This window comes from Ruegeria sp. YTSC003 (genome assembly GCF_059609785.1).
This window is the reverse complement of the sequence record NZ_JBXWMK010000007.1, coordinates 21,051-45,511: the sequence shown is the minus strand read 5'-3', so window position 1 is coordinate 45,511 and position 24,461 is coordinate 21,051. Positions and strand designations below refer to the sequence as shown.

Here is a 24,461-nt window from a genome sequence, read left to right as displayed (position 1 = left end):
ATGGCAAACAGCAAAAGAACCCTGTTTCTGAAGCGCCGCCTGCGCGTTCGGAACAAACTTCGCAAGGTCAACGCGGGTCGTCCGCGTTTGTCCGTACACCGTTCGAACAAGAACATCTCTGTTCAGCTGATCGACGACGTACGTGGCGTGACCCTGGCCTCGGCCTCGACCCTAGAAAAAGATCTGGGTGTTGTTGGCAAGAACAACGTCGAAGCGGCCACCAAAGTGGGCGCGGCCATCGCCGAGCGTGCCAAGAAGGCAGGCGTCGAAGAGGCCTATTTCGATCGTGGCGGCTTCCTGTTCCACGGCAAAGTGAAGGCTGTCGCCGACGCTGCGCGTGAAGGTGGTCTGAAGATCTAAGACTTGCGGGCGGGTTTCGATCCGCCCCGATGATCCGGGGGCCTTGGCAATGCCGAGGCCCACTTGGATTGAACAAACGACGCCGCAAGCGTCACCAAAAAAAGGGATGCCAAAATGGCAGAACGTGATAACCGCCGGGGCCGTGGACGTGACCGCGACGAAACTCCGGAATTCGCAGATCGTCTGGTAGCGATCAACCGCGTATCGAAAACCGTAAAAGGTGGTAAGCGCTTTGGCTTCGCCGCTCTGGTGGTCGTAGGCGATCAGAAAGGCCGCGTCGGCTTTGGCAAAGGTAAAGCGAAAGAAGTACCTGAAGCCATCCGCAAAGCGACTGAACAAGCCAAGCGTCAGATGATCCGCGTGCAACTGCGCGAAGGTCGTACCCTGCACCACGACATCGAAGGCCGTCATGGCGCCGGTAAAGTGGTTATGCGCAGCGCACCTGAAGGTACCGGTATCATCGCCGGTGGTCCGATGCGTGCCGTGTTCGAAATGCTGGGCGTAAAGGACGTTGTGTCCAAGTCGTTGGGCTCGCAGAACCCGTACAACATGATCCGCGCCACCATCAACGGCCTGCAGAAAGAGCAGAGCCCGCGTTCGGTTGCCCAGCGTCGTGGCAAAAAGGTTGCTGACATCCTGCCCAAGCGGGACGAAGCACCAGCTGCTGCTGAAGCAGAAGCATAAGGAGAGCGACCCATGGCAAAAACCATCGTCGTCAAGCAAATCGGTTCCCCGATCCGTCGCCCCGCTGAACAGCGCGCAACTCTGATCGGCCTGGGCCTGAACAAGATGCACAAAACCCGCGAGCTTGAGGATACCCCCTCGGTGCGCGGCATGGTCAACAAGATCCCGCATCTGGTTGAGATCATCGAAGAGCGCGGCTAAGCGCCTTGCTTCTAAGAGCTAGAAACGCCTCCGATCAGTTCGGGGGCGTTTTTTTGTCTAAGGGCAGTGTTGACTGTCGCCTCACCCGATGTGGTTTTAGTTCAACTTGTACGTATTCCGCTTATTACCCGCCGCATATAGTCCATGAACTGCGCCCGCTCAGGCTCAGTCAGAACTTGCAAGGCTTGGGAATTCACGTTCTGGGCCGACTCATAGGCGCTGTTTCTAAGCGCGACGGCCTTTTCGGTTAACCAGATCAACTGAGCCCTGGCGTCAGCGGGGTTTTTCGTTCTTTTGATCAAGCCGTCGCGCTCCATACGGTTGAGCGTGTTGGCCAGGGTCGCCTGTTCGACGTCAATCTTGGCCAGCAGATCCTTTTGGGTGACCCCGTCTTTGAGCCAAAGCTCCAGTAAGACTGGGAACTGTCCAACAACGATGCCCAAAGGCGCAATGTGGTGTTGCAGCTCTTTCGCGAACAATCGCGCCATGTGATTGACCAGATATCCGGCCGAGTTCTCTTTTTCGAAATCCATGCTTGAGATTTACACTTGAATAGCAAGCTATGCAATAATATATAGCAAGCTATACAAGTGAATGAAAAGGAATCGAAATGGCTCATATCGAAGAGATGGATAAAGTCGTCACACTGGCTGATCAGATGCAGGCCGAGGAAGGCCCCGTGGTCCTGATCAACGTGTTTACGGTGGACGCGAAAGACGAAGAGGAGCTGTTGAAGGCCTGGGCACACGATGCGGACTTCATGAAATCCCAGCCGGGATACATCTCGACCCAGCTTCATCAGGGTATCGCCGGCAGTTCGACCTTTGTGAACTATGCGATCTGGCAGGACGTCAAAAGCTTTCGCGACGCCTTCACCCACCCAGAGTTCCAGCGCCGAATTGCAGACTATCCCGAAAGCGCGGTGGCACGTCCACATCTTCTAAGAAAGCTCACAGTCGAAAACCACTGCGTCGCCTGATGCCAAAACCGGAGTAGCCGCATGTTAAGAGTAATCCACCCCATCGCCGGAGTAATCGGTTTTCTTACAATATTCGTGTTCTGGACGTCCACTTTGTACAGCGAGTTGTTTGCGACCCATGCGACTGTCGCAGCTGTAAAGTCCATGATCGTCAGTGGGCTGTTTATCCTTGTGCCCGCGATGGTGATCGTAGGTGCATCCGGCTTGTCCCTTGGGCGTCGACGCAAGGACGCACGGGCGCTAGCCAAGAAGAAGCGAATGCCGATCATCGCGATGAACGGCCTGTTGATCCTTGTTCCTGCCGCAATCTATCTCAGCTCAAAAGCAAACGCAGGGGACTTCGATGCCAGTTTTTACTCTGTGCAGGTCGTTGAGTTGCTCGCGGGGGCAACCAACCTGACGCTGATGGGGCTGAGTATACGAGACGGCCGGGCGATGACTGCCCGCAGAAGACGTGCGGGAAAGTAGCTGGACCAGGCTTTGACCGTAGCCGCCGTTTCATCGCATGCTATCGGTCTCGCAGCATCGATCCCTGCTGCTCAGCTATTCAATAGATGCATAACGGCTAGACCGAAACTTCGGTTGTTAGCGATATCGCCTGGACCTATCTCAGCCCTGTCCAAACAAGGAACGCAAACAGTATCCGGGGAATTCGCCCCGGGCAGAGAAAGGAAATAAACTATGGCACATACAGCAACATATTCCCGCGACGGCTTTGGCCTGAGCGCCCGCATCGCGAACTTTTTCCAGCGCGTCAAAGAGGCAAATGCCCTGCGTGCTCAGTATGATCAGACTTATTCGGAATTGCAGAGTCTGACAGATCGTGAACTGGACGACATCGGTGTTCGCCGCTGCGATATAAAGGACATCGCTCGGGACCACGTTTATTGTTCGTGATCTTCCCGACAACCTGACCAAGAGACGCCCGCGGGCGTCTCTTCTGATTCCGGAGTGCTCTTGGCACAGTCGACAGGAAATTAGCTCCAACCGTTGCGACCCTGCGGGAAATGGGCCAAACACGCAGTTGGGCGCCTGTCGGAGCCGCAACCAAGAACAACATGAAGGGTCGGATCCGGTGAAAGAGTATCAGGTTGGCATGCTTTGGATTGAAGGCCCTCTCAGCTTTCTCGAGCAGTTGTGCATCAAATCATTCCTGGATGTCGGTCAACATGTTCGCCTCTATACTTACGGGCCGGTCACAAACATCCCCGAGGGTGTCGAAGTGCGTGACGCGCGGGAGGTACTGGCGGATGATGAGGTGATCCTACACAAGCGCACGGGCAGTCCCGCGCTGCATTCCGACAAGTTTCGCGTGCAGATGCTGGCGAAAGTGCCGGACATAATCTGGGCCGATACCGACGCGTATTGCGTCAAACCCTTTACAACTGAAAACGGTCATTTGCATGGTTGGCTAGCCGCGCACGAAATCAACGGTGGGGTGTTGGCTTTGCCTGCGGACAGCGCAACGCTGTATGATTTGATCGATTACACCAATCACCCTTGTCGCATTCCGCATTGGCTGTCGCCCAAGCAACGGCGGCCGCTTATTGACATGGCCTTGGCTGGTGAAACGCCGCACGCAAGCGATATGCCGTGGGGCATTTGGGGCCCACGCGCCCTGACCTGGCTTTTGCGGGACAATAATGAGGCGCGATTTTCCCAACCCCAGGACGTTTTGTACCCTGTAACATACAAGGATCGGCGGGCAATGATGCGGCCCAACGGAAATGCCGAGCGGTTCCTTACTGAGAACACCATGTCGATCCATTTCTACGGACGGCGCATGCGTTCGTTCATACGCAATAGGTTCAATGGAATCCCGCATCCGGAAAGTATGGTTGGCCGGTTGGTCGAAAAGCATGGGATCGACCCGCACGCAGCGCCCCTGCAGACAAAAGCCGCAACAAACGACCTTGTCGACGTGTCTGACGAATGACGTCTAGGGGCTGTGGGCTTGCCAACTTGTCCCAACAGTCCTATACGCCTGCGGTGGCTTTGCGCCATACGAATCAAAACCAAGAAATGCCGTGTCTGACCCATCACGCTTCGCGGGTCATTTCCGGCTAAGGAGAAGCGAAATGAAACTGCACGAACTGCGCGACAATCCTGGCGCCACACCGAAACGCACTCGCGTTGGCCGTGGTCCGGGTTCCGGCAAAGGTAAAATGGGTGGCCGTGGTATCAAAGGCCAGAAATCCCGTTCGGGTGTGGCCATCAACGGTTACGAAGGCGGCCAGATGCCTTTGTATCAGCGTCTGCCCAAGCGCGGCTTCAACAAGCCGAACCGCAAGGCATTCGCCGTTATCAACCTGGGCCTGATCCAGAAATTCGTCGACGCCGGCAAGCTGGACGCCAAAGCTGCGATCACCGAAGATGCACTGGTTGCATCCGGTCTGGTCCGTCGCAAACTGGACGGTATCCGCGTTCTGGCAAAGGGCGAAATCAGCGCGAAAGTGAACCTGGAAGTCACCGGTGCTTCGAAAGCTGCTGTTGAAGCAGTTGAGAAAGCGGGCGGCTCACTTACGGTCACAAAAGCTGCTGCGGCAGAGTAAGCGCTTGTGAGCGGGCGAAGACCCGCTTACATAGACCTCAGAGTTTTCCAAGACGCCGCCCGAGCCGGAAAACGGTTCCGGGCGGTGTTTTCATAAGAGAGACCGATTTATGGTATCAGCAGCAGAACAAATGGCAGCCAACACAAGCTGGTCTGCCCTTGGTAAAGCCACCGATCTGCGCAACCGCATCCTGTTCACGCTTGCATTGCTGATCGTCTATCGTCTGGGCACCTTCATTCCGGTGCCGGGGATCGACGGACAAGCACTGCGCGAGTTCATGGAACAAGCGGGGCAGGGCATCGGCGGCATGGTTTCGATGTTCACCGGCGGGGCGCTGGGGCGGATGGGTATCTTTGCCCTCGGCATCATGCCTTACATTTCAGCCTCGATCATCGTGCAACTGCTGACATCCATGGTTCCCGCGCTCGAACAGCTCAAGAAAGAGGGCGAGCAGGGGCGCAAGAAAATCAACCAGTACACCCGTTTCGGCACCGTGGCCTTGGCCACTGTTCAGGCCTATGGTCTGGCGGTTTCGCTGGAATCGGGCGATCTGGCCACCGACCCTGGGCTTTTCTTCCGCATGTCGACCATGATCACTCTGGTTGGCGGTACGATGTTCCTGATGTGGCTGGGTGAACAGATCACCGCGCGCGGCATCGGCAACGGTATCTCTCTGATCATCTTCGTCGGCATTATTGCCGAGGTTCCGGCCGCTCTGGCGCAGTTCTTTGCGTCGGGTCGCTCGGGTGCAATCAGCCCCGCCGTGATCATCGGTGTGATTGTCATGGTTATCGTGGTCATCACCTTCGTGGTGTTCATGGAACGCGCGCTGCGCAAGATCCACATTCAATACCCGCGCCGCCAGGCCGGCATGAAGGTATACGAGGGCGGCTCCAGCCACCTGCCAGTCAAGGTGAACCCGGCGGGCGTTATCCCGGCGATCTTTGCCAGCTCGTTGCTGTTGCTGCCGGTGACGATCTCGACCTTCTCGTCGGGTGCCACAAACGGGCCGGTCATGTCTTGGCTGCTGGCCAACTTTGGCCCCGGTCAGCCGCTGTATCTGCTGTTCTTCGCGTCGATGATCGTATTCTTCGCCTATTTCTACACGTTCAACGTCTCGTTCAAACCGGATGATGTTGCGGACAACCTGAAAAAGCAGAATGGTTTTGTGCCTGGCATTCGCCCCGGCAAGAAAACCGCCGAGTATCTGGAATACGTGGTCAACCGCGTGCTGGTTCTGGGTTCGGCCTATCTGGCGCTGGTATGTTTGCTGCCTGAAATTCTGCGGAACCAATTCGCCATCCCGTTCTACTTCGGCGGCACCTCGGTTCTGATTATCGTCTCTGTGACCATGGACACGATCCAGCAAGTCCAGAGCCATTTGCTGGCGCATCAATACGAAGGGCTTATCGAAAAGTCCCAGCTGCGCGGTAAAAGCAAGAAACGCGGCAGGAAGGGACCCGCTCGTCGATGAACATCATTTTGTTGGGCCCGCCGGGTGCGGGCAAAGGAACGCAAGCGCGTCACCTGGTTGAAACGCGCGGCATGGTGCAACTGAGCACCGGTGACATGCTACGAGAAGCCAAGGACAGCGGGACCGAAATGGGCAACCGCGTGGCCGAGGTGATGGCCAAGGGTGAGCTGGTAACCGACGAGATCGTCATCGGCCTGATCCGTGAAAAGCTGGAACAGGGTGCCAAGGGCGGTTTCATCTTCGACGGTTTTCCGCGCACGCTGGCGCAGGCTGACGCGTTGGGAGATCTGCTGAACAGCACCGGCGAAACGCTGGATGCGGTCATCGCGATGGAAGTCAACGACGACGCGCTGGTCGAACGGATCACCGCACGCTCGACCTGTGGTGGTTGCGGCGAGGTCTACAATGACGTCACCAAGCCGATCCCGGCGGACGGAAAATGCACCAACTGCGGCAAGGAAAACGACTTCAAACGCCGCGCAGATGATAATGAAGAAAGCCTCAAGACCCGTCTGATGGAGTACTACAAAAAGACCTCGATGCTGATCGGCTATTACTATGCCAAGGGCAACCTGTCCTGGGTTGACGGCCTGGGTGAAATTGACGCCGTTCAAAACGAGATTTCGCAGGTTTTGGATGGTGGCGTCGACGTCGGAAACGGCTGATCCATTTCTGCCCTTGACCTGAGCGGGAAAAGCCCATATCGACCCCCATCCCTAACGGGAATCACGACCGCATGCGGGATTCGTTCCGGATGCCCCGACCACCTCGAATAATACTGGATCCTCTGGCGTCACTGCCAAGATCGAGTGTTGTGAAAAAAGGTTCCGGAGCTACGGAACCGCAACAAAAAAGGAAAGTGACACGTGGCACGTATTGCCGGCGTAAACATCCCGACTGCAAAGCGGGTACCTATCGCCCTCACATATATCACCGGTATCGGAAACACTTCGGCCAAAGCGATCTGCGAAGCCGTAGGCATCGACGCGACCCGTCGCGTCAATGAACTGTCCGACGCCGAAGTTCTGGCCATCCGCGAGCATATCGACGCAAACTTCACCGTTGAAGGTGACCTGCGCCGCGAAGTTCAGATGAACGTCAAGCGCCTGATGGACCTGGGCTGCTACCGCGGTCTGCGTCACCGTCGTAACCTGCCCGTTCGCGGTCAGCGTACCCATACCAATGCTCGTACCCGCAAAGGCCCCGCAAAGGCCATTGCCGGTAAGAAGAAATAAGGAGGGTCTGACTGATGGCACGCGAAAAGACTCGTACCAAGAAAAAAGAGCGCAAGAATATCGCATCGGGCGTCGCCCATGTGAATTCGACCTTCAACAACACCAAGATCCTGATCTCGGACGTGCAAGGCAACGCCATTGCATGGTCTTCGGCAGGAACCATGGGTTTCAAAGGGTCGCGTAAATCGACACCCTACGCCGCTCAGATGGCTGCAGAAGATGCAGGCAAGAAGGCGCAGGATCACGGTGTCAAGACGCTGGAAGTCGAAGTTCAGGGCCCCGGTTCGGGTCGTGAATCGGCTCTGCGCGCGCTGGCTGCTGTGGGCTTCAACATCACGTCGATCCGTGACGTGACACCGATTGCTCACAACGGTTGCCGCCCGCCGAAGCGCCGCCGCGTCTAAGCGATTTTGAATTGAGCTGGGGCTGTGTTTTCGCACGGCCCCAGCACGTCATTTTGAACCTCGGGCGTCTGCACCTTGTTGGTCATGGGGCGCGGACAGGAATGGAGGGATTACATGATCCATAAGAATTGGGCTGAATTGATCAAGCCGACACAGCTGGATGGCAAGCCGGGCAACGACCCAGCGCGTCAGGCAACCTTGGTTGCTGAACCGCTGGAGCGTGGCTTTGGTTTGACCTTGGGCAACGCGCTTCGCCGCGTTCTGATGAGCTCGCTGCAAGGTGCGGCCATCACCAGCGTCCAGATCGACAACGTATTGCACGAGTTCTCGAGCGTCGCTGGCGTTCGCGAAGACGTCACTGACATCATCCTGAACCTCAAGCAGGTTGCCCTGCGGATGGAAGTCGAAGGCCCCAAGCGCCTGTCGATCAATGCCAAAGGTCCCGCCGTTGTTACCGCAGGTGACATCAGCGAAAGCGCTGGTATCGAGGTTCTGAACCGCGATCACGTCATCTGTCACTTGGACGATGGCGCCGACCTGTTCATGGAACTGACCGTCAACACCGGTAAGGGCTATGTTTCGGCTGAGAAGAACAAGCCGGAAGATGCGCCTATCGGTCTGATCCCGATTGACGCGATCTATTCGCCGGTCAAAAAGGTTGCCTACGACGTTCAGCCAACTCGTGAAGGTCAGGTTCTGGACTATGACAAGCTGACCCTGAAGATCGAAACTGATGGTTCGATCACGCCGGAAGACGCGCTGGCCTTTGCCGCCCGTATTCTGCAGGATCAGCTGTCGATCTTCGTCAACTTCGACGAGCCCGAAGCGGCTGGTCGTCAGGACGAAGACGATGGTCTAGAGTTCAATCCGCTTCTGCTGAAGAAAGTAGATGAGCTGGAATTGTCGGTGCGTTCGGCAAACTGCCTGAAGAACGACAACATCGTTTACATCGGCGATCTGATCCAGAAGACCGAAGCCGAGATGCTGCGCACCCCGAACTTCGGCCGCAAGTCGCTGAACGAGATCAAGGAAGTGCTGTCCGGCATGGGTCTGCACCTCGGCATGGATGTCGAGGATTGGCCGCCCGACAACATCGAAGATCTGGCGAAGAAATTCGAAGACGCGTTCTAAGCGCGTCTTCCCCAATGCCCGGGCTTTCCGGGGACAATACGGGCACTTCCGCCCCAAGGAGAGCCGGTGACACGCATCGCCGGCCAGACAAAGCAAAACGCTGAAGAAGGAACTAGAAAATGCGTCACGCACGTGGTTACCGCCGCCTGAACCGTACTCATGAGCACCGCAAGGCTCTGTTTGCGAACATGGCTGGCTCGCTCATCGAACATGAGCAGATCAAAACAACTCTGCCCAAGGCAAAAGAACTGCGCCCGATCATCGAAAAGCTGGTCACTCTGGGCAAGCGCGGCGACCTGCACGCCCGCCGTCAGGCCGCATCGCAGCTGAAAGAAGACAAAGACGTCGCAAAGCTGTTCGAAATCCTGGGCCCCCGCTACGTCGAGCGTCAGGGCGGATACGTCCGTATCCTGAAAGCAGGCTTCCGCTATGGCGACATGGCACCGATGGCGATCATCGAATTCGTTGATCGTGATCTGGACGCCAAAGGCGCGGCTGACAAAGCCCGCGTTGCCGCCGAAGAGGCCGCAGACGAAGAATAAGAAAGCCCGGCTTTCTGAATTCAAACCCCCGCGTTTCGGACGCGGGGGTTTTTTCTTTTTGGCCCCTTGGCGTCGCGGGTAGAGCATTTTCGGCGATATCCGTTGATGAATCCCCGAACCTCACAGATCATGCTGCATGATGAGCGTGGAGGACGGATGATGGCAATCCCAACTAAATTACCGAACGAACTCACGGGACCGTCTGTCTGGACCGGTCAGGACATGCGTACGCGTCGGAGTGAATGGATCATTGATCTGACGGCGGACGACGTCGAGGATCTTGAGCGAGCTGCCCGTCACTACCTGAGCCTCGAAAGAGATATCGGTGAGATCACAAAACCCGCTTTTCCCCTAAAAAGGTTTGACCGGCATCTGGCAAGCCTGCGAGAGAAGCTGATCAACGGGATCGGTTTCGAAGTGATCCGTGGCCTTCCGGTGCAGAATTATACGCAACAGGTCGCGGCCACGATTTTCTGCGGCGTCGGTGCTCATCTAGGCTCGGCCCGGTCACAGAACGCGCAGGGACACATTTTGGGGCATGTGCGCGACATCGGGGCAGATGCGAACGATCCGAAAACTCGGATCTATCAAACGCATGAGCGCCAGACATTTCACACCGACAGCGCCGATATCGTCGGTCTGCTGTGCCTGCGCGAGGCTAAGGAGGGCGGAGATTCGCTGCTGGTCAGTGCCGAGACGATCTTTAATAGGATGCGGTCAGAATGCCCGGAAATGCTGGAACGGTTGTTTGACCCAATAGCGACCGACCGACGAGGGGAAGTGCCGGACGGCATGGAACCTTTTATGTCGATCCCGCCGTTCTCCTGGCACGATGGTAAGCTGACGGTGTTCTACCAAAGGCAGTATATCGACAGTGCGCAACGATTTCCTGAAGCGATGCGGCTGACACCGGATCACATTGAGGCGCTGGATCGGTTTGATGCGCTGGCGAATGATCCCGACCTCTGTCTTTCCATGCGGCTGCAACCGGGTGACATGCAGTTCGTGTACAACCATTCGCAACTGCACGACCGGACCGGGTTCGTGGACTGGCCTGACCCGGCAGAGCGACGCCATTTGCTGAGGCTTTGGCTGTCGCCGAAAGGAGACCGCGAATTGCCCGAAGTTTTCAGGCAACGTTATGGCACGATTGAGGTGGGCCAGCGTGGCGGGATCATCACGGAAGGCACGCGGCTGCACGCTCCGTTGGATTGACGCCTCCAACGCGCTGAACGGATGCTTGCATTACGGCCCATGTAGACGCATATCCGATAGGCGATTAACCGACGGATGGATCATGCGGAAAGTTCTCTGTTCTCTGATGCTGGCGACGCTTGCAGTGTCAGCAAATGCTGAAACAAAGGTGCCAACATCGCAGGCCGAAATCAGCCTTGGTTTCGCGCCGGTGGTGAAACAGGCCTCACCCGCAGTCGTCAATATCTATGCCAAGATCGTAAGGCAGGGCCGGGCCAATCCGTTTTTCTCGGACCCGTTTTTTGAGGAGTTCTTTGGCAGGGGATTTGCCGAACCGCGCCCAAGGGTTCAGAACTCGCTGGGCTCTGGCGTCATTCTGTCTGCGGACGGCTATGTGGTGTCGAACTACCACGTTGTTGGAACTGCCACCGAAATCCGCGTCGTGACAACCGATCGGCGTGAGTATTCGGCACAAGTGGTGTTGGGGGACAAGGAAAGCGACATTGCGATACTGCGGTTGGAAGAGGCCAAAGACCTGCCGCATCTGAACTTTCGCGATTCCGACCATGTCGAGGTGGGAGAACTGACACTGGCGATTGGCAACCCGTTTGGTGTCGGCCAAACCGTGTCTTCCGGGATCATCTCAGGTCTGGCGCGGACTGGGACGGCAACGGGTAATGCACGTGGGTACTTCATTCAGACCGACGCCGCGATCAATCCTGGCAATTCCGGCGGGGCGCTGATCGACGTGAATGGCGATCTGATCGGGATTAACACCTCGATCCTGACGCGATCAGGCGGCTCCAACGGTATCGGGTTTGCGATCCCGGCAAATCTGGTGGCCGAATTTTTGCGCCAGGCCAAGGCCGGGAACGACAGCTTTGTCAGTCCGTGGGCCGGGGTCGCTGGTCAGCACATGAGTGCGGATATCGCCGAATCTCTGGGGTTGGTATTCCCTATGGGTGTTGTGATCTCGGACCTGCACGCCCTGAGTCCACTGGGTGAGGCAGGGCTGCGCGTGGGGGATGTGGTGACCCATGTGGATGGGGATGAGGTGAATTCCCCAGCCGAGATGAAGTTCCGCATGTCCGTCGCCGGCGTCGGTGGCACTTCGGTGCTGACCCGGCTGCGGGGTCACGACAGTGCGGATATCGAGGTTGCCCTGATCAAGGTCCCGGAAACTCCACCGGCTGATGAAACCGTTCTGAACGATAGCACCGTGATGCCGGGCCTGAAGGTGTCGCGCATCAACCCGGCGATCATTACCCAGATGGGACTGTTGCTGTCGCAAACTGGCGTGGTGATTGTGGATGCAGACCGGTACGGTGGACGATCCGGATTGCGCGCGGGTGACGTAGTCATAAGCATCAACGGAACGGAAGTTCGACATCCTAAAGACGTGGTGGATGCGATGACTGATCCGGGGCGTAGATTGAATTTGGATGTTCTGCGGGGCGGACGGGCCGTATCTCTGCGGTTCCGGCTGTAACCGCATGAGCGATCTGTTCGATTCCGGGGCGACCGCGCCCGCGCCAAACCCGCACCGCCCTTTAGCGGACCGACTGCGCCCGCAGTCGTTGGCCGAGGTCATCGGACAGCAGCAGGTACTGGGCCCGGACGCCCCGCTGGGGGTCATGCTGGCCTCGGGCAGTCTGTCCAGTTTGGTTTTCTGGGGCCCGCCGGGCGTTGGTAAAACCACCATTGCACGCTTGCTGGCGCAGGAAACCGACCTGCATTTCGTTCAGATCAGCGCGATTTTCACCGGTGTGCCGGACCTGAAGAAAGTGTTTGAGGCGGCAAAGATCCGTCGGCAGAACGGGCAGGGCACGTTGCTGTTTGTCGACGAGATTCACCGCTTCAACAAAGCGCAACAGGACGGGTTCCTGCCGCATATGGAGGATGGGACTATCCTGCTGGTCGGGGCCACGACCGAGAACCCGTCCTTTGAACTGAACGCCGCTGTGCTTAGTCGAGCACAGGTTCTTGTCCTTGAGCGGCTTAGCCTTGCGGATCTGGAACGTCTGACCCAGCGCGCAGAGAAAGAACTCGACCGCGCCCTGCCACTGACAGGCGCGGCTCGAGAAGGTTTGCAAGAGATGGCGGATGGTGACGGTCGCGCGCTGTTGAACCTGATCGAACAGGTGGCGGCTTGGGCAGTGGATCCACCTCTGGACCTCGACGCGCTGTCCACGCGGCTGATGCGCCGTGCGGCCAAATACGACAAGTCGGGGGACGAGCATTATAATCTGATCTCGGCCCTGCATAAGTCCGTACGCGGATCTGACCCGGATGCGGCGCTTTACTGGTTTGCGCGGATGCTGACAGGTGGAGAAGATCCACGATATCTTGCACGGCGGATCACGCGGATGGCGGTCGAAGACATCGGTCTCGCCGATCCGCAGGCGCAGTCGATCTGCTTGCACGCGTGGGAAACCTACGAACGCCTGGGCAGCCCCGAAGGTGAGCTGGCCATCGCGCAGGCGCTGGTCTATCTGGCTTTGGCTCCTAAATCGAACGGCGCTTATGTGGGCTACAAAGCCGCCATGAGGCTGGCTAAGCAATCGGGCAGCGAACCGCCACCAAAGCATATCCTGAACGCGCCGACGTCGATGATGAAAGATCAGGGTTATGGCGCGGGCTATGCCTATGATCATGATGCAGAGGATGGGTTTTCGGGTCAGAACTATTTTCCCGATGGAATGGAACGGCCCGAGCTGTATCAACCTGTGGAACGTGGTTTTGAGCGGGAACTAAAAAAGCGGCTGGACTACTTTGCCAAGCTTCGGTCGCAGCGGAACAGATCCTAGCGCTGGCTTGACTCTTGCCGTGCGGCACGCCACAGACGCGCATGTTTTCTAAGGCACCTGAGGGTACACAATCCGCGCGGAACCGCCGCGTGAAGGGGATATCGGTATGAGTGGCGTACAATTGATCACCGTGGCAGAGGGGGATGGCGACCAGCGGCTGGATCGGTGGCTGCGCCGCCTGTTCCCGCATGTCAGCCAGGGCCGCATCGAAAAGATGTGCCGCAAAGGTGAGGTGCGCGTGGAAGGCGGGCGGGTCAAAGCCTCGACTCGGCTTGAGGTCGGGCAGGTTGTACGTGTGCCGCCGTTGCCGGATGCCGATCACAAACCAGTCGCGGTCAAACGTGGCATCTCGGATGCCGATGCCAAGATGATCCAGTCTTGCGTGATCTATCGCGACGATCATGTTCTGGCCCTGAACAAGCCACAGGGTCTTCCGGTGCAGGGCGGCAGCGGCCAGACCCGCCACGTGGACGGTCTGTCCGAGGCTCTGCGCTTTGGCTATGACGAAAATCCGCGCCTCGTGCACCGCTTGGACAAGGACACATCGGGTGTATTGCTGATGGCCCGCACCCGCGAGGCCGCCAAGGGGCTGACAGCTGCCTTCCGGCATCGCGATACACGCAAGATCTATTGGGCGCTGGTTGCTGGCGTGCCGACCCCGTATCTGGGCGAGATCAAGACCGGACTGGTCAAGGCATCCGGTCACGGTAAACAGGGTGAGGGCGAGAAGATGATCGCCGTACATCTGAACGAAATCAACGACACGCCGGGCGCGAAACGGGCGCATACGCTGTATGCAACGCTGTATCGCGTGGCCGGGCGCGCCTCGTGGGTGGCGATGGAGCCGATCACCGGACGTACGCACCAGCTGAGGGTGCATATGGCGGCGATCGGTCACCCAATCGTTGGCGATGGCAAATACGGTGGCTCGGGGCAAGAAAACCTGGGCGATGGCTGGGGCGCGCAACTGGGCGGGGTCATCAGCAAGAAGCTGCACCTGCACGCGCGGCAGGCCTCATTCCAGCATCCGGTCACGCGCAAGACCATAACCGTCAAAGCTCCGCTGCCTGAGCATATGAAACACAGCTGGGACACGTTCGGCTGGACCGAAGATCTGGCCGCGGAAGATCCGTTCGAGGAACTGCAATGAGCGCACCCTTGCGTTTGGTGCTTTTTGATGTGGACGGAACCCTTGTCGACAGCCAGGGCAGCATTGTCGCGGCGATGACCGCCAGTTTTGGGGCCCTGTCCCTGACGGTCCCTGACCGCAAGGCGATTTTGTCCATCGTCGGTCTGTCCTTGCCCAATGCCATGGCTCGGCTTGCGCCCGAGCAGAGCGAAACGGTTCAACACAATCTGGTTGAGGGCTACAAACAGGCCTATCACGCAAATCGTTTGGAGCAGGGGGCCGCAAGCTCACCGCTCTATCCCGGTGCGCGGGACGCAATCGAAACCCTGCATGACATCCCCGAGGTGCTGCTGGGTGTGGCCACCGGAAAATCCCAACGCGGTCTGGATGCCTTGATCGAAGCACATGACCTGGAGCGCTATTTCGTTACCCGGCAGGTTGCGGACCATCACCCCTCGAAACCGCATCCGTCGATGATCGACATGGCCCGTTCTGAAACGGGCGTTGATGCGGCGGATACGGTGATGATTGGCGATACCCGGTTCGACATGGATATGGCACGGGCTGCCGGAGTAACAGGGATCGGCGTATCCTGGGGATATCATGACCGATCAGCCTTGAATGGCGCGGCCTGTATAATTGAAACTTTCGACCAGTTGCCCCGTGCGCTGGATGATATCTGGACTTGAAAACATGAGCGACTGGAAGCCCAAGCGATTTTGGACCGCAAGCGTGGTTGTCCAAGCGGAAGACGGATACACGGTCGAATTGGACGGTCGCCGGGTCAAGACACCGGCCAAGGCCGCATTGATCTTGCCGACGCAGGCGATGGCCGACGCGGTCGCGGCAGAATGGGACGCGCAGGAAAAAGAGGTCGATCCGACCCTGATGCCGTTTACCCGGTCTGCAAATGCGGCCATCGACAAAGTGCGTCATCAGCACGCCGAGGTTGCGGACATGCTGGCCGATTACGGCGATTCGGATTTGTTGTGTTACCGGGCGACACACCCGCAAACGTTGCAGCAGCGACAGGCAGATCAGTGGGACCCGGCCCTGGATTGGGCAGCTGAAACCCTGGCCGCGCGATTGGTTCCTGTGGTTGGTGTGCTGCATCAGCCACAGTCTGCAGAAGCGCTCAGCACACTTCGAGGCCGCGTACACGAATTCAACGACTTCCAGCTTGCCGCCTTTCACGATCTGGTCAGCCTGTCCGGCTCACTGGTGCTGGGATTTGCCGCCGCCATGGACTGGCGCGCGGCGGACGAAATCTGGGACATCTCAAGGCTCGACGAGGCCTGGCAAACCGAACAATGGGGCCACGATGACGAGGCGCACGCGGTTGCCGAGATCAAAAAAGCTGCGTTTCTACACGCTAAACGGTTCATCGAAATCTCTATCTGAGCCTATTGGGCATTAATTTTTGACACAGATCCGGTCATCGCTGAATTGACTCATCGTTTTCCCTGATCCGACCCTTGACGTTTGTTTATGAATGCGAGCAAACTCATGCCCACTAAAGGGGAGACACCTTTGGAGTAACCTTTCTGGTGCCAGAGGTGCCGGACAGAGCCGTCCCGGAATAGGGGCGGGTAAACAGGAAGAGGTAAAAATGAAAAAATCCGTAATTTTGGGCGTGGCCACAGTCGCCGGTCTGGCTGCTGCGGCAGCGACAGCGGGCACTGTTGACGACGTCAAAGCGCGCGGCAAGCTGAACTGTGGCGTGTCCTCCGGACTGGCCGGCTTTTCGCTGCCTGACGCGAATGGCGAATGGCAAGGTTTTGACGTCGCAGTCTGCCGTGCCGTCGCTGCGGCCGTTCTGGGCGATTCCAGCGCTGTCGAGTTTGTGCCGACCACTGGTAAGACGCGCTTTACTGCGCTGGCTTCGGGTGAGATCGACATGCTTGCACGTAACACCACATGGACCTTCAGCCGCGATGTCGACCTGAAGTTCGAATTTGTGGGCGTCAACTATTATGACGGTCAGGGCTTCATGGTTCCAAAAGCACTGGGCGTAAGCTCGGCCAAAGAACTGGACGGCGCGACCGTCTGCATCCAAACCGGCACCACCACCGAGCTGAACCTGGCCGATTTCTTCCGTGCCAACAACATCAGCTACGAGCCGGTTCCGATCGAAACCAACGCCGAAGCGCAACAGCAGTATCTGGCTGGCGCATGTGACGTTTACACCACCGACGCATCGGGCCTGGCTGCAACCCGCGCCACGTTTGAAAACCCCGGTGATCACGTCCTGCTGCCTGAAATCATCTCGAAAGAGCCGCTGGGCCCGCTGGTCCGTCATGGCGATCACGAGTGGGGCGACGTTGTCCGCTGGACTCTGAACGCACTGGTTTCGGCTGAAGAGCTGGGCGTGACCTCGGCAAACATCGACGAGCTGAGCGCTGGCACCGACAACCCGGAAGTAAACCGTCTGCTGGGTACCGAAGGTACTCTGGGCGAGATGCTGGGTCTGAACGCAGATTGGGCAGCAAACGCCATCAAAGCGGGTGGTAACTACGGCGAAGTGTTTGCCAAGAACATCGGTGAAGAAACTCCGATTGGTCTTGCGCGCGGCCTGAATGCCCAGTGGACCGATGGTGGTCTGCTGTATTCGCCGCCGTTCCGCTAAAATCCACGGGAAAGGGCGCGGGGCAACCTGCGCCCTTTTTCCATAAATAAGAAACACTCCCGGATGGATTGAGCGAAGATCAACTTCGCCGGCAAAAAACGGGATGCACGGGGAAATACATAGGTCATGACGACTCTCACTGACCCGCCGAAGGAGCAGTTCCGGCTGTCCATGCTCCTTTACGATACGCGGTACCGATCAGCGACCATTCAGGTCATTGCATTGATTGGTTTCATGCTTCTGGCAGCCTGGATCATCTCAAATACCATTCAAAACCTTGAAGGGTTGGGAAAACCGGTCGAATTCGGTTTTTTTGCAGAATCCGCAAGTTATGACATTAACCAGCGATTGCTGGAATACACCTCACAGGACAGCCATCTTCGCGCCGCCTTCATCGGTTTGCTGAACACGCTGGTTGTTGCGGTTCTCGGGTGTATCACGGCGACGATAGTCGGCGTTTTTGTCGGCGTGCTGCGTCTGTCGAACAACTGGTTGGTCGCGCGTATCATGACCTTCTATGTCGAGATTTTCCGTAACGTGCCTGTCCTGCTGTGGATCGTTCTGGCCATGGCCATTTTGATCGAAGGCTTGCCCGCACCTAATGCGTTCCGAGGTGATAACCCCACGGCAACGATGGATCTGTTCAACACCGTCGCCGTTACCAATCGGGGTGTGTATATCCCGGAGTTCCTGTTCTCGCGTAGTTTGGGCGATATCCACTTGTTCGGAACATCAAGCCTTCGGTTTGATATTTCGCTGGATCTTGTCGCGTTTCTGGTCGTTTTGGGTGGCAGCATCTTTACCATGCGCAAAGTGTCCGCCTGGGCCGCCGCCACACAGGAATCAACCGGCGATCGTCCTAAGATCTGGCATATCCAGCTGGGTATTCTGTTCGTCCCGATGATCATCCTGATGACTGCACTGGGCTTACACCTTGGATACCCGGAATTGAAAGGATTCAATTTCAAAGGCGGCACGCATATGCGCAACTCTCTGATCGCGCTATGGCTGGCTTTGTCGCTATATACGGCGGCCTTCATTGCCGAGATCGTACGCGCCGGCATTCTGGCTATTTCCAAGGGTCAGACCGAAGCTGCGTCTGCGCTGGGCTTGCGTCCGGGTCGTACCATGCGGCTGGTTATCCTGCCTCAGGCGCTGCGGGTGATCATCCCGCCGATGATCTCGAACTATCTGAACCTGACCAAGAACTCATCGCTGGCGATTGCGGTCGGATACATGGACATCACGGGGACTCTGGGTGGCATCACCATGAACCAGACCGGCCGCGAGCTGGAATGCGTTCTGCTGCTGATGCTGGTCTATCTGGCCATCTCGCTGAGTATTTCGGCGGTGATGAACTGGTACAACAACCGTGTCAAACTGGTGGAGCGGTAATATGAGTGATGTTTCATTTGTCCGCACGGAAATGTTGCCGGAACAAGCCCCGCCAGCGTCCGAAGTCGGAGCAATAGGGTGGATCAGGCACAATCTCTTCTCGGGCTGGTTTAACTCGATCCTGACGTTGGTTTCGCTTTACGCGATCTGGTACGTGTTGTCGGGCGTTCTGCCTTGGATCTTTCAGTCTGTCTGGAACGCCAACTCGCTGAACGAATGCCGCGAGATCATGATTGCCACCTGGGGTTCAACCCATGGCCATGCCTGCTGGGCGGTGATCAATGACCGCTGGTTGCAGTTGCTGTTCGGGTTCTACCCGAGCCACCTGTACTGGCGTCCGATTGTATCGCTGATCCTGCTGTTGGTCGCATTGGCGCCGGTCCTGTACTCGGATCGTGTGCCGTCCAAGATGCTGATCGTCACTGCGATCTATCCATTCTTGATGCCTTTCCTGATGTGGGGCGGCACCATTTGGGGACCGATCGCGGCAGCGTTGGGATTTGTTGTCGGCTGGGGTGCTTACACACTTGTCAGCAAACAACTGAGCGGTCTGTTTGGCATGATTGCGGGTGTCGCAGCGTCGGTTATCTGGTGGCTGGTTCTGTCCAGCTATTTCGTCGGTGCCCTGGACTCGATCCTGCCAATCGGTATCGAAGCCGTACAAAGCCGCCAGTTCGGTGGCTTCATGCTGGCGATCCTGCTGGGTGTCGTGGCCATTGGTGTCTCGTTGCCGATCGGAATTGTACTGGCGCTGGGCCGTCAGTCCGACCTGATGATCGTCAAGTACCTGTGCGTGGGCTTTATCGAGTTCATCCGCGGTGTGCCGCTGATCACGCTGTTGTTCGTGGCCTCGCTGCTGCTGAACCTGTTCCTGCCGCCGGGCACCAACTTTGACATCATCCTGCGGGTGATGATCATGATGACCCTGTTCTCAGCCGCCTATATGGCCGAGGTGATCCGGGGTGGTTTGGCTGCCCTGCCACGCGGTCAGTATGAAGGTGCCGACAGTCTCGGCCTGAACTACTGGCAAGCACAGCGACTGATCATCATGCCGCAAGCCCTGAAAATCTCAATTCCGGGCATCGTGAGCACATTCATCGGGATCTTCAAAGATACGACACTGGTGTCGATCATCGGATTGTTCGACGTGATCGGACTGGCATCTGCCATCCGCGCCGACACCGCCTGGAACGGCATCTACTGGGAACTGTTCGCGTTTATCGCTGCGCTGTTCTTCGTCGTCTGCTTCTCCATGTCCCGTTACTCCATGTATCTGGAGCGCAAGCTTCAGACTGGCCACCATTAAGGAGTTCAACATATGTCTGAACTTGCAATTGACCGTCAAATCGATCGCTCGAAGATGCAGGTGAGCGACGAGGTCGCCATCGAAATCAACAACATGAACAAGTGGTACGGATCTTTCCACGTGCTGCGCGACATCAATCTGACCGTCAATCAGGGCGAGCGGATCGTGATCGCGGGGCCTTCCGGTTCCGGAAAGTCCACACTGATCCGTTGCTTGAACGCGCTGGAGGAACACCAGCAGGGCACGATCATGGTGGATGGGACCGAGCTGTCGAATGACCTCAAGAACATCGACAAGATCCGGTCCGAGGTTGGCATGGTGTTCCAGCACTTCAACCTTTTCCCGCACCTGACCATTCTGGAAAATTGCACGCTGGCCCCGATCTGGGTGCGCAAGACGCCTAAGAAAGAGGCCGAAGAGCGCGCGATGCACTTCCTGGAAAAGGTGAAAATCCCTGAACAGGCGGATAAGTATCCCGGTCAGCTTTCAGGTGGTCAGCAGCAGCGTGTGGCGATTGCCCGCTCGCTGTGCATGATGCCGCGGATCATGTTGTTCGATGAACCGACATCGGCGTTGGACCCAGAGATGATCAAAGAGGTGCTCGACACCATGATCGAGCTGGCCGAGGAAGGCATGACCATGCTGTGCGTCACGCACGAGATGGGCTTTGCTCGTCAGGTCGCCAACCGCGTGATCTTTATGGATGCCGGTCAGATCGTGGAACAGAACGAACCGGAAGAGTTCTTCAACAACCCGCAGAGCGAGCGGACCAAGCTGTTCCTCAGCCAGATTCTGGGGCACTGAACCCGGTTACCAATTCAGGAAAAGGCGGGGCTTTGGCCTCGCCTTTTTCTATTCCAGCAACTCGCGAGGAATAACAAACCCCTGCACATCGCCGCTATGCCACCGGACGCCGGACCAATCCGCAATGTCAAAGCGGATCACAGCTGTTGCACAGGTTGGGTAGTCGTAGAACCGGGCGTGATCCGGCGGGTGCTTAACGATTTGGTTCGCGAAAGCGGCAATGCCGGGATTGTGGCCCAGCATTAATACGGTTTGTTTCGTTGCGCCCGATAATTCAAGCAGCATATCTGCGGGGTCGGCATGATAAAGCGTTCGCTGAAAGCAAACGGTATCTGCCTGCAGACCCATCCTCTCCCACGTCTCGCGGGTTCTGACCGAGCTTGAGCTGAGAACTTCATCCGGCAGCCAGTCGTTTTCACGCAGCCACGTCGCAATCGCCGGGGCCGACCTGCGCCCGCGCTTGTTCAGCGGGCGATCATGATCGGCAAGGGCCGGACTGTCCCAACTGGATTTCGCATGGCGTGTCAGGATCAGAGTGCGGGTCATGACGGGTGAAACGCTCTCATGTGATGCGCAGATTGTTCGGGATCACGCGCGGCGCCCGAGCTGAGAGGACAGGACAGCCGCACAAGACAACCGCCGGTCATGCAGGTTTGCCCTTCAGGAGTGGACAGGTGTCCATGGCACGTCGACACATCATAAAAATCCCGACTGTTCAGAGCGCCGACAGGGCATGTCTGGGTGCAGGGGGCGGCGCAGGTGGTGCAGGGGGACGCGTCAGGTGGAGCGGGTATGGGAATTTCGTTGATGAAATGCAACGCACCCCGGAACGAGATCATCATGCCGACCTCATCGTGCACCAAAGCGCCCACCGGGCTGCTGAACGTGCGTCCCGATTTCAATGCCCAGTCGATAAAGGGCGTATAGGGCGGGCCGCCAAACGGAAAATAGGCTGTTGCGGATAAGTCCTGTGCCATCTGCCCCACCACACGCGACGACCAGCGGTCGACCGGGTCCTTGCCTTGCCATTCAGGCGAGGATTTTAGGGCAGGCCAGAAAGCCCCCCCTGCACCCAACAGGATCAGCGTGCCGTCTTCCAACTGCTTGGCGTCTGTAACGCGAGGGTGCAGCACGCCCATGATGATCAGGCCAACGTCCTGTGCAGCCTTTTCGATATCAGCATAGCTAAGCGCTGCCGGGTCAGAGGAGGGGGGATGGCGTTTGGTCATGTCTCCTCCGCCAAAGGCTCAGTCCGGTCGGATCAGCGACCCTGCGCCGTGTTCCGTATAAAGTTCAAGCAAGACGGCATTGGGCGCGCGTCCGTCAAGGATAACCACGGCACGGACCCCGCTGTGCAGCGCGTCCAGAGCCGTTTCGGTCTTGGGTATCATGCCGCCCGCAATGGTGCCGTCCAGCGTCATCTCGCGGATCTGACCCGCCTTTAGTTCGGTCACGACGTCCCCGGCTGCGTTTTTGACGCCCGAGACATCGGTCAACAGCAGCAGTCGATCGGCCTTTAGCGCGGATGCAATAGCACCAGCGGCAGTATCCCCATTGACGTTGAAGGTTTCCCCGTTCCGGCCCGCACCCAGCGGGGCGATGACAGGAATTACATCATGGGCAAACAGGTCATGCAGGATTTTCGGGTTCATCTCTGCCGGACTTCCGACAAAACCCAGGGATTCATCGGTCTGATCACAAGTCATCAACTGCGCATCCTTGCCCGACAAGCCCACGGCCGAGCCGCCCTGGCCATTGATCGCCTGCACGATGCGCTTGTTCACGAGGCCGGACAACACCATCTCAACTACTTCAACGGTTGCTTTGTCGGTGACACGCTTGCCGTTCACGAATTCGGACTGGATATCCAGCTTATCCAGCATCGCGTTGATCATTGGACCGCCGCCGTGCACGACAACCGGGTTCACCCCGACCTGACGCATCAGGACGACATCGCGTGCGAAGCTTTCCATGGCTTCGTCACTGCCCATGGCGTGGCCGCCAAGTTTAATGACGACAATAGCGCCGTCGTAGCGTTGCAGGTATGGCAGTGCGCTGTTCAGCGTTGCGGCGGTGGCGATCCAGTCCCGGTTCATGTCTCTTGTCTTCATGGCTGCAGTCCCTCTGGGAACCCGTGTTAGGGCCTTTGCGCAGTTCTGCCAAGACCGGATCGCGCATAGGGCCGCGCCGGTTGCCCGGATGCGGCTGTCTGTGTGTCAGCTTATCGCGCGTTTCATCGCCGGGATGTTGCTGATCAGCAGCAAATCGACGGCCAGTACAGCCAGCAAGGTCAGGCCCACTAGAGGGAAGGCCATCGCGGTGAACAAGCCGATCAAGACAGCCCCTTTCCACAATGGCAGCTCGGCAGGCATTGGCGGTGCAGCCAGACGCCCGGCTCGTTGAGGCCGGCGTTTAACCCACATCACAACGCCTGAGACGCAGACAAAGATGACGGACAGGCAGAACACCAGGTTCAGGACAAAGTTCCACATGCCCATCAAGCCCATGTGAAACGGGATCCCAATGGCCATGGATTTTCCCATCACCGAGTAATCCCGATACCGGACATCCGCTAGAATCTTGCCGGTAAATTGATCCACGTGGACAGTGCGGTCATTCACCGGATCGGTCGAGTCGCTGCTCATGCTGTCGCGGTTCAGGGTCCAGACACCATCCTCACCGCTGGGATAAGCCACACGGAACCGGCTTGTTATGTCCAAAGCGGTGCCAAGGGCCACAAGCGCGTCGATATCGACCGGCGTGCCTTGTGGGACACCGTCGATCCCGGCCTCGGACCCAGAGGCGGGCATGGGCGTTTGCTCCAACGCCCATGGGACGTCATTCTGGTGGCCGTGGTTCATGCTGGCGTGGACGTCATCTGACAGGGGCACATTGTCCCATTTCTCGGCCGGAAAGCTGCTCCAGGGTTGGACGATCATGCCGCCCCAGACGCCGGCCCAGGAGAGGCCCGAGATCAGGAAGACCACCAACAGCCCGGACATCCAGAACCCAATCACAGCGTGCAGCGACCGCCACAATGCGCGGCCGCGGGCGCGCAGATTGGGCACAAAAGCGGCCAAGGTGTTTCCACGCGGCCACCACATGTAAATACCGGTAAAGACCAAAAGCAGGCTCAGCCCCGCTGCGATTTCAATAATGCGGTCTCCGGTTGTGCCAATCAGAAGGGTCGAGTGGATGTTGTCGGCCAGATCATACCATCCGGCGCGGCGATCCCAGACCTGCAGAACCTCTCCGGCATAAGGATCGACGGCGACAAGACGCTGACCTTCTTCGGTTTTGATGCGAAACACAGTGGCCAGATTATCGGCTTTGGGGCCGATCCATTCGACGACCGTGCCGGGCACCTCATCAAGCGCGATAAGGGCCTGTTGTGAGGCCGGTAGCGCTTGCCCGTGGACGTCCACAGCGATTTTTTCGCCGTCGCGACCGTCCAACTGGGTGATGAACATCATCATTAGTCCGGTTATTGCCAGAATGATCAGGAACGGGATGACGAAGATCCCGGCATAAAAGTGCCACCGCCAGGCGGCGAAATAGAATTTTTGCGCAGCAGCGTTCTGCGCCGGGGTGTCCCCCAGGTTTTGGCTGTCCAGTGCCATTTTTGTTCTCCGGATTCG

The 24,461-nt window shown here is 57.7% G+C and carries 29 protein-coding genes; 24 read left to right on the top strand and 5 right to left on the bottom strand.

Features of this window, described 5'->3' with window-relative positions; all coding sequences use genetic code 11:
• From rplR to rpmD, 3 genes are all read left to right on the top strand, one after another.
• Positions 1–360 (top strand): 50S ribosomal protein L18, encoded by a 360-nt coding sequence (rplR, locus tag AC2FFH_RS13975; RefSeq protein WP_010437103.1) that lies wholly within the window; start codon positions 1–3, stop codon positions 358–360.
• Between the two features lie 114 nt (positions 361–474).
• Positions 475–1,044, top strand: a complete 570-nt coding sequence (gene rpsE / locus AC2FFH_RS13970) for a 30S ribosomal protein S5 (RefSeq protein ID WP_058272455.1) — start codon at positions 475–477, stop codon at positions 1,042–1,044.
• A 12-nt stretch (positions 1,045–1,056) separates the two neighbouring features.
• Positions 1,057–1,245, top strand: coding sequence for a 50S ribosomal protein L30 (gene rpmD, locus AC2FFH_RS13965; RefSeq protein ID WP_008757946.1), 189 nt, complete (start codon positions 1,057–1,059; stop codon positions 1,243–1,245).
• A gap of 101 nt (positions 1,246–1,346) precedes the next feature.
• Here rpmD and AC2FFH_RS13960 read toward each other — a convergent pair whose 3' ends face one another.
• Complete coding sequence (locus tag AC2FFH_RS13960; RefSeq protein WP_496725250.1) at positions 1,347–1,778, bottom strand: MarR family winged helix-turn-helix transcriptional regulator; 432 nt, start codon at positions 1,776–1,778, stop codon at positions 1,347–1,349.
• Between the two features lie 77 nt (positions 1,779–1,855).
• Between AC2FFH_RS13960 and AC2FFH_RS13955 the strand changes: the two genes are divergently transcribed.
• The 21 genes from AC2FFH_RS13955 to AC2FFH_RS13855 all read left to right on the top strand — a co-directional run bounded on the left by AC2FFH_RS13955 (position 1,856) and on the right by AC2FFH_RS13855 (position 20,823).
• Entirely contained in the window at positions 1,856–2,224 is a 369-nt protein-coding gene (locus tag AC2FFH_RS13955) for an antibiotic biosynthesis monooxygenase family protein (RefSeq protein WP_496844620.1), read from the top strand.
• Positions 2,225–2,245: 21 nt separating this feature from the next.
• Complete coding sequence (locus tag AC2FFH_RS13950; protein ID WP_496844619.1) at positions 2,246–2,692, top strand: hypothetical protein; 447 nt, start codon at positions 2,246–2,248, stop codon at positions 2,690–2,692.
• A gap of 213 nt (positions 2,693–2,905) precedes the next feature.
• Positions 2,906–3,121 carry a DUF1127 domain-containing protein gene (locus tag AC2FFH_RS13945; protein ID WP_496725256.1) on the top strand — a complete coding sequence of 72 codons (216 nt, stop codon included), beginning with the start codon at positions 2,906–2,908 and terminating at the stop codon, positions 3,119–3,121.
• A gap of 199 nt (positions 3,122–3,320) precedes the next feature.
• The gene (locus AC2FFH_RS13940; RefSeq protein WP_496780530.1) at positions 3,321–4,160 is read left to right on the top strand and encodes a hypothetical protein; all 840 of its coding nucleotides are present in this window, start codon (positions 3,321–3,323) and stop codon (positions 4,158–4,160) included.
• A 142-nt stretch (positions 4,161–4,302) separates the two neighbouring features.
• Entirely contained in the window at positions 4,303–4,776 is a 474-nt protein-coding gene (gene rplO / locus AC2FFH_RS13935; protein ID WP_496770176.1) for a 50S ribosomal protein L15, read from the top strand.
• Between the two features lie 109 nt (positions 4,777–4,885).
• Entirely contained in the window at positions 4,886–6,250 is a 1,365-nt protein-coding gene (secY, locus tag AC2FFH_RS13930) for a preprotein translocase subunit SecY (protein ID WP_058276180.1), read from the top strand.
• Positions 6,247–6,915 carry an adenylate kinase gene (locus tag AC2FFH_RS13925; RefSeq protein WP_496707471.1) on the top strand — a complete coding sequence of 223 codons (669 nt, stop codon included), beginning with the start codon at positions 6,247–6,249 and terminating at the stop codon, positions 6,913–6,915. The genes secY and AC2FFH_RS13925 overlap by 4 nt, the downstream gene beginning before the upstream one ends.
• A 201-nt stretch (positions 6,916–7,116) precedes the next feature.
• The gene (gene rpsM, locus AC2FFH_RS13920) at positions 7,117–7,485 is read left to right on the top strand and encodes a 30S ribosomal protein S13 (protein WP_058272383.1); all 369 of its coding nucleotides are present in this window, start codon (positions 7,117–7,119) and stop codon (positions 7,483–7,485) included.
• Between the two features lie 14 nt (positions 7,486–7,499).
• The gene (gene rpsK, locus AC2FFH_RS13915; protein WP_037311698.1) at positions 7,500–7,889 is read left to right on the top strand and encodes a 30S ribosomal protein S11; all 390 of its coding nucleotides are present in this window, start codon (positions 7,500–7,502) and stop codon (positions 7,887–7,889) included.
• Positions 7,890–8,003: 114 nt separating this feature from the next.
• Positions 8,004–9,020, top strand: a complete 1,017-nt coding sequence (locus AC2FFH_RS13910; RefSeq protein ID WP_058272456.1) for a DNA-directed RNA polymerase subunit alpha — start codon at positions 8,004–8,006, stop codon at positions 9,018–9,020.
• A gap of 119 nt (positions 9,021–9,139) precedes the next feature.
• A complete protein-coding gene (rplQ, locus tag AC2FFH_RS13905) occupies positions 9,140–9,562 on the top strand; it encodes a 50S ribosomal protein L17 (protein WP_496844618.1) in 423 nt (140 codons plus the stop codon).
• Between the two features lie 105 nt (positions 9,563–9,667).
• Positions 9,668–10,777 (top strand): TauD/TfdA family dioxygenase, encoded by a 1,110-nt coding sequence (locus AC2FFH_RS13900; protein ID WP_496844617.1) that lies wholly within the window; start codon positions 9,668–9,670, stop codon positions 10,775–10,777.
• A gap of 79 nt (positions 10,778–10,856) precedes the next feature.
• On the top strand, positions 10,857–12,245 hold the full coding sequence (locus AC2FFH_RS13895; RefSeq protein WP_496844706.1) for a trypsin-like peptidase domain-containing protein: 1,389 nt from the start codon (positions 10,857–10,859) through the stop codon (positions 12,243–12,245).
• Between the two features lie 4 nt (positions 12,246–12,249).
• The gene (locus tag AC2FFH_RS13890; protein WP_496844616.1) at positions 12,250–13,563 is read left to right on the top strand and encodes a replication-associated recombination protein A; all 1,314 of its coding nucleotides are present in this window, start codon (positions 12,250–12,252) and stop codon (positions 13,561–13,563) included.
• Positions 13,564–13,669: 106 nt separating this feature from the next.
• A complete protein-coding gene (locus tag AC2FFH_RS13885) occupies positions 13,670–14,713 on the top strand; it encodes an RluA family pseudouridine synthase (RefSeq protein WP_496844615.1) in 1,044 nt (347 codons plus the stop codon).
• Entirely contained in the window at positions 14,710–15,381 is a 672-nt protein-coding gene (locus AC2FFH_RS13880; protein ID WP_496770160.1) for an HAD-IA family hydrolase, read from the top strand. The genes AC2FFH_RS13885 and AC2FFH_RS13880 overlap by 4 nt, the downstream gene beginning before the upstream one ends.
• A gap of 4 nt (positions 15,382–15,385) precedes the next feature.
• Complete coding sequence (locus AC2FFH_RS13875; RefSeq protein ID WP_496770158.1) at positions 15,386–16,093, top strand: ATP12 family chaperone protein; 708 nt, start codon at positions 15,386–15,388, stop codon at positions 16,091–16,093.
• Between the two features lie 208 nt (positions 16,094–16,301).
• Complete coding sequence (locus AC2FFH_RS13870) at positions 16,302–17,318, top strand: amino acid ABC transporter substrate-binding protein (protein WP_496770155.1); 1,017 nt, start codon at positions 16,302–16,304, stop codon at positions 17,316–17,318.
• Between the two features lie 126 nt (positions 17,319–17,444).
• The gene (locus AC2FFH_RS13865; RefSeq protein WP_282153885.1) at positions 17,445–18,713 is read left to right on the top strand and encodes an amino acid ABC transporter permease; all 1,269 of its coding nucleotides are present in this window, start codon (positions 17,445–17,447) and stop codon (positions 18,711–18,713) included.
• 1 nt (position 18,714) lies between these two features.
• Positions 18,715–20,019, top strand: a complete 1,305-nt coding sequence (locus AC2FFH_RS13860) for an amino acid ABC transporter permease (RefSeq protein WP_282153886.1) — start codon at positions 18,715–18,717, stop codon at positions 20,017–20,019.
• Positions 20,020–20,031: 12 nt separating this feature from the next.
• Complete coding sequence (locus tag AC2FFH_RS13855; RefSeq protein WP_058272392.1) at positions 20,032–20,823, top strand: amino acid ABC transporter ATP-binding protein; 792 nt, start codon at positions 20,032–20,034, stop codon at positions 20,821–20,823.
• A gap of 48 nt (positions 20,824–20,871) precedes the next feature.
• Here AC2FFH_RS13855 and AC2FFH_RS13850 read toward each other — a convergent pair whose 3' ends face one another.
• From AC2FFH_RS13850 to AC2FFH_RS13835, 4 genes are all read right to left on the bottom strand, one after another.
• A complete protein-coding gene (locus AC2FFH_RS13850; RefSeq protein WP_282120553.1) occupies positions 20,872–21,369 on the bottom strand; it encodes a SixA phosphatase family protein in 498 nt (165 codons plus the stop codon).
• Positions 21,366–22,052, bottom strand: a complete 687-nt coding sequence (locus tag AC2FFH_RS13845) for a ferredoxin (RefSeq protein ID WP_496737509.1) — start codon at positions 22,050–22,052, stop codon at positions 21,366–21,368. The genes AC2FFH_RS13850 and AC2FFH_RS13845 overlap by 4 nt, the downstream gene beginning before the upstream one ends.
• A gap of 18 nt (positions 22,053–22,070) precedes the next feature.
• The gene (argB, locus tag AC2FFH_RS13840) at positions 22,071–22,934 is read right to left on the bottom strand and encodes an acetylglutamate kinase (protein ID WP_058272395.1); all 864 of its coding nucleotides are present in this window, start codon (positions 22,932–22,934) and stop codon (positions 22,071–22,073) included.
• 105 nt (positions 22,935–23,039) lie between these two features.
• Positions 23,040–24,443, bottom strand: coding sequence for a PepSY-associated TM helix domain-containing protein (locus AC2FFH_RS13835; RefSeq protein WP_496770146.1), 1,404 nt, complete (start codon positions 24,441–24,443; stop codon positions 23,040–23,042).
• Between the last annotated feature and the right edge of the window lie 18 nt (positions 24,444–24,461).

Coding starts and splice junctions, on each gene's coding strand:
- rpmD (WP_008757946.1), top strand. CDS start 1,057: ATGGCAAAAACCATCGTCGTCAAGCAAATCGGTTCCCCGATCCGTCGC.
- AC2FFH_RS13835 (WP_496770146.1), bottom strand. CDS start 24,443: ATGGCACTGGACAGCCAAAACCTGGGGGACACCCCGGCGCAGAACGCT.
- AC2FFH_RS13900 (WP_496844617.1), top strand. CDS start 9,668: ATGAATCCCCGAACCTCACAGATCATGCTGCATGATGAGCGTGGAGGA.
- AC2FFH_RS13890 (WP_496844616.1), top strand. CDS start 12,250: ATGAGCGATCTGTTCGATTCCGGGGCGACCGCGCCCGCGCCAAACCCG.
- AC2FFH_RS13865 (WP_282153885.1), top strand. CDS start 17,445: ATGACGACTCTCACTGACCCGCCGAAGGAGCAGTTCCGGCTGTCCATG.
- AC2FFH_RS13860 (WP_282153886.1), top strand. CDS start 18,715: ATGAGTGATGTTTCATTTGTCCGCACGGAAATGTTGCCGGAACAAGCC.
- AC2FFH_RS13885 (WP_496844615.1), top strand. CDS start 13,670: ATGAGTGGCGTACAATTGATCACCGTGGCAGAGGGGGATGGCGACCAG.
- rplQ (WP_496844618.1), top strand. CDS start 9,140: ATGCGTCACGCACGTGGTTACCGCCGCCTGAACCGTACTCATGAGCAC.
- argB (WP_058272395.1), bottom strand. CDS start 22,934: ATGAAGACAAGAGACATGAACCGGGACTGGATCGCCACCGCCGCAACG.
- AC2FFH_RS13875 (WP_496770158.1), top strand. CDS start 15,386: ATGAGCGACTGGAAGCCCAAGCGATTTTGGACCGCAAGCGTGGTTGTC.
- AC2FFH_RS13870 (WP_496770155.1), top strand. CDS start 16,302: ATGAAAAAATCCGTAATTTTGGGCGTGGCCACAGTCGCCGGTCTGGCT.
- rplO (WP_496770176.1), top strand. CDS start 4,303: ATGAAACTGCACGAACTGCGCGACAATCCTGGCGCCACACCGAAACGC.
- AC2FFH_RS13955 (WP_496844620.1), top strand. CDS start 1,856: ATGGCTCATATCGAAGAGATGGATAAAGTCGTCACACTGGCTGATCAG.
- rpsE (WP_058272455.1), top strand. CDS start 475: ATGGCAGAACGTGATAACCGCCGGGGCCGTGGACGTGACCGCGACGAA.
- AC2FFH_RS13845 (WP_496737509.1), bottom strand. CDS start 22,052: ATGACCAAACGCCATCCCCCCTCCTCTGACCCGGCAGCGCTTAGCTAT.
- AC2FFH_RS13960 (WP_496725250.1), bottom strand. CDS start 1,778: ATGGATTTCGAAAAAGAGAACTCGGCCGGATATCTGGTCAATCACATG.
- AC2FFH_RS13880 (WP_496770160.1), top strand. CDS start 14,710: ATGAGCGCACCCTTGCGTTTGGTGCTTTTTGATGTGGACGGAACCCTT.
- rpsK (WP_037311698.1), top strand. CDS start 7,500: ATGGCACGCGAAAAGACTCGTACCAAGAAAAAAGAGCGCAAGAATATC.
- AC2FFH_RS13855 (WP_058272392.1), top strand. CDS start 20,032: ATGTCTGAACTTGCAATTGACCGTCAAATCGATCGCTCGAAGATGCAG.
- AC2FFH_RS13850 (WP_282120553.1), bottom strand. CDS start 21,369: ATGACCCGCACTCTGATCCTGACACGCCATGCGAAATCCAGTTGGGAC.
- rplR (WP_010437103.1), top strand. CDS start 1: ATGGCAAACAGCAAAAGAACCCTGTTTCTGAAGCGCCGCCTGCGCGTT.
- secY (WP_058276180.1), top strand. CDS start 4,886: ATGGTATCAGCAGCAGAACAAATGGCAGCCAACACAAGCTGGTCTGCC.
- AC2FFH_RS13945 (WP_496725256.1), top strand. CDS start 2,906: ATGGCACATACAGCAACATATTCCCGCGACGGCTTTGGCCTGAGCGCC.
- AC2FFH_RS13950 (WP_496844619.1), top strand. CDS start 2,246: ATGTTAAGAGTAATCCACCCCATCGCCGGAGTAATCGGTTTTCTTACA.
- AC2FFH_RS13940 (WP_496780530.1), top strand. CDS start 3,321: ATGCTTTGGATTGAAGGCCCTCTCAGCTTTCTCGAGCAGTTGTGCATC.
- AC2FFH_RS13910 (WP_058272456.1), top strand. CDS start 8,004: ATGATCCATAAGAATTGGGCTGAATTGATCAAGCCGACACAGCTGGAT.
- AC2FFH_RS13925 (WP_496707471.1), top strand. CDS start 6,247: ATGAACATCATTTTGTTGGGCCCGCCGGGTGCGGGCAAAGGAACGCAA.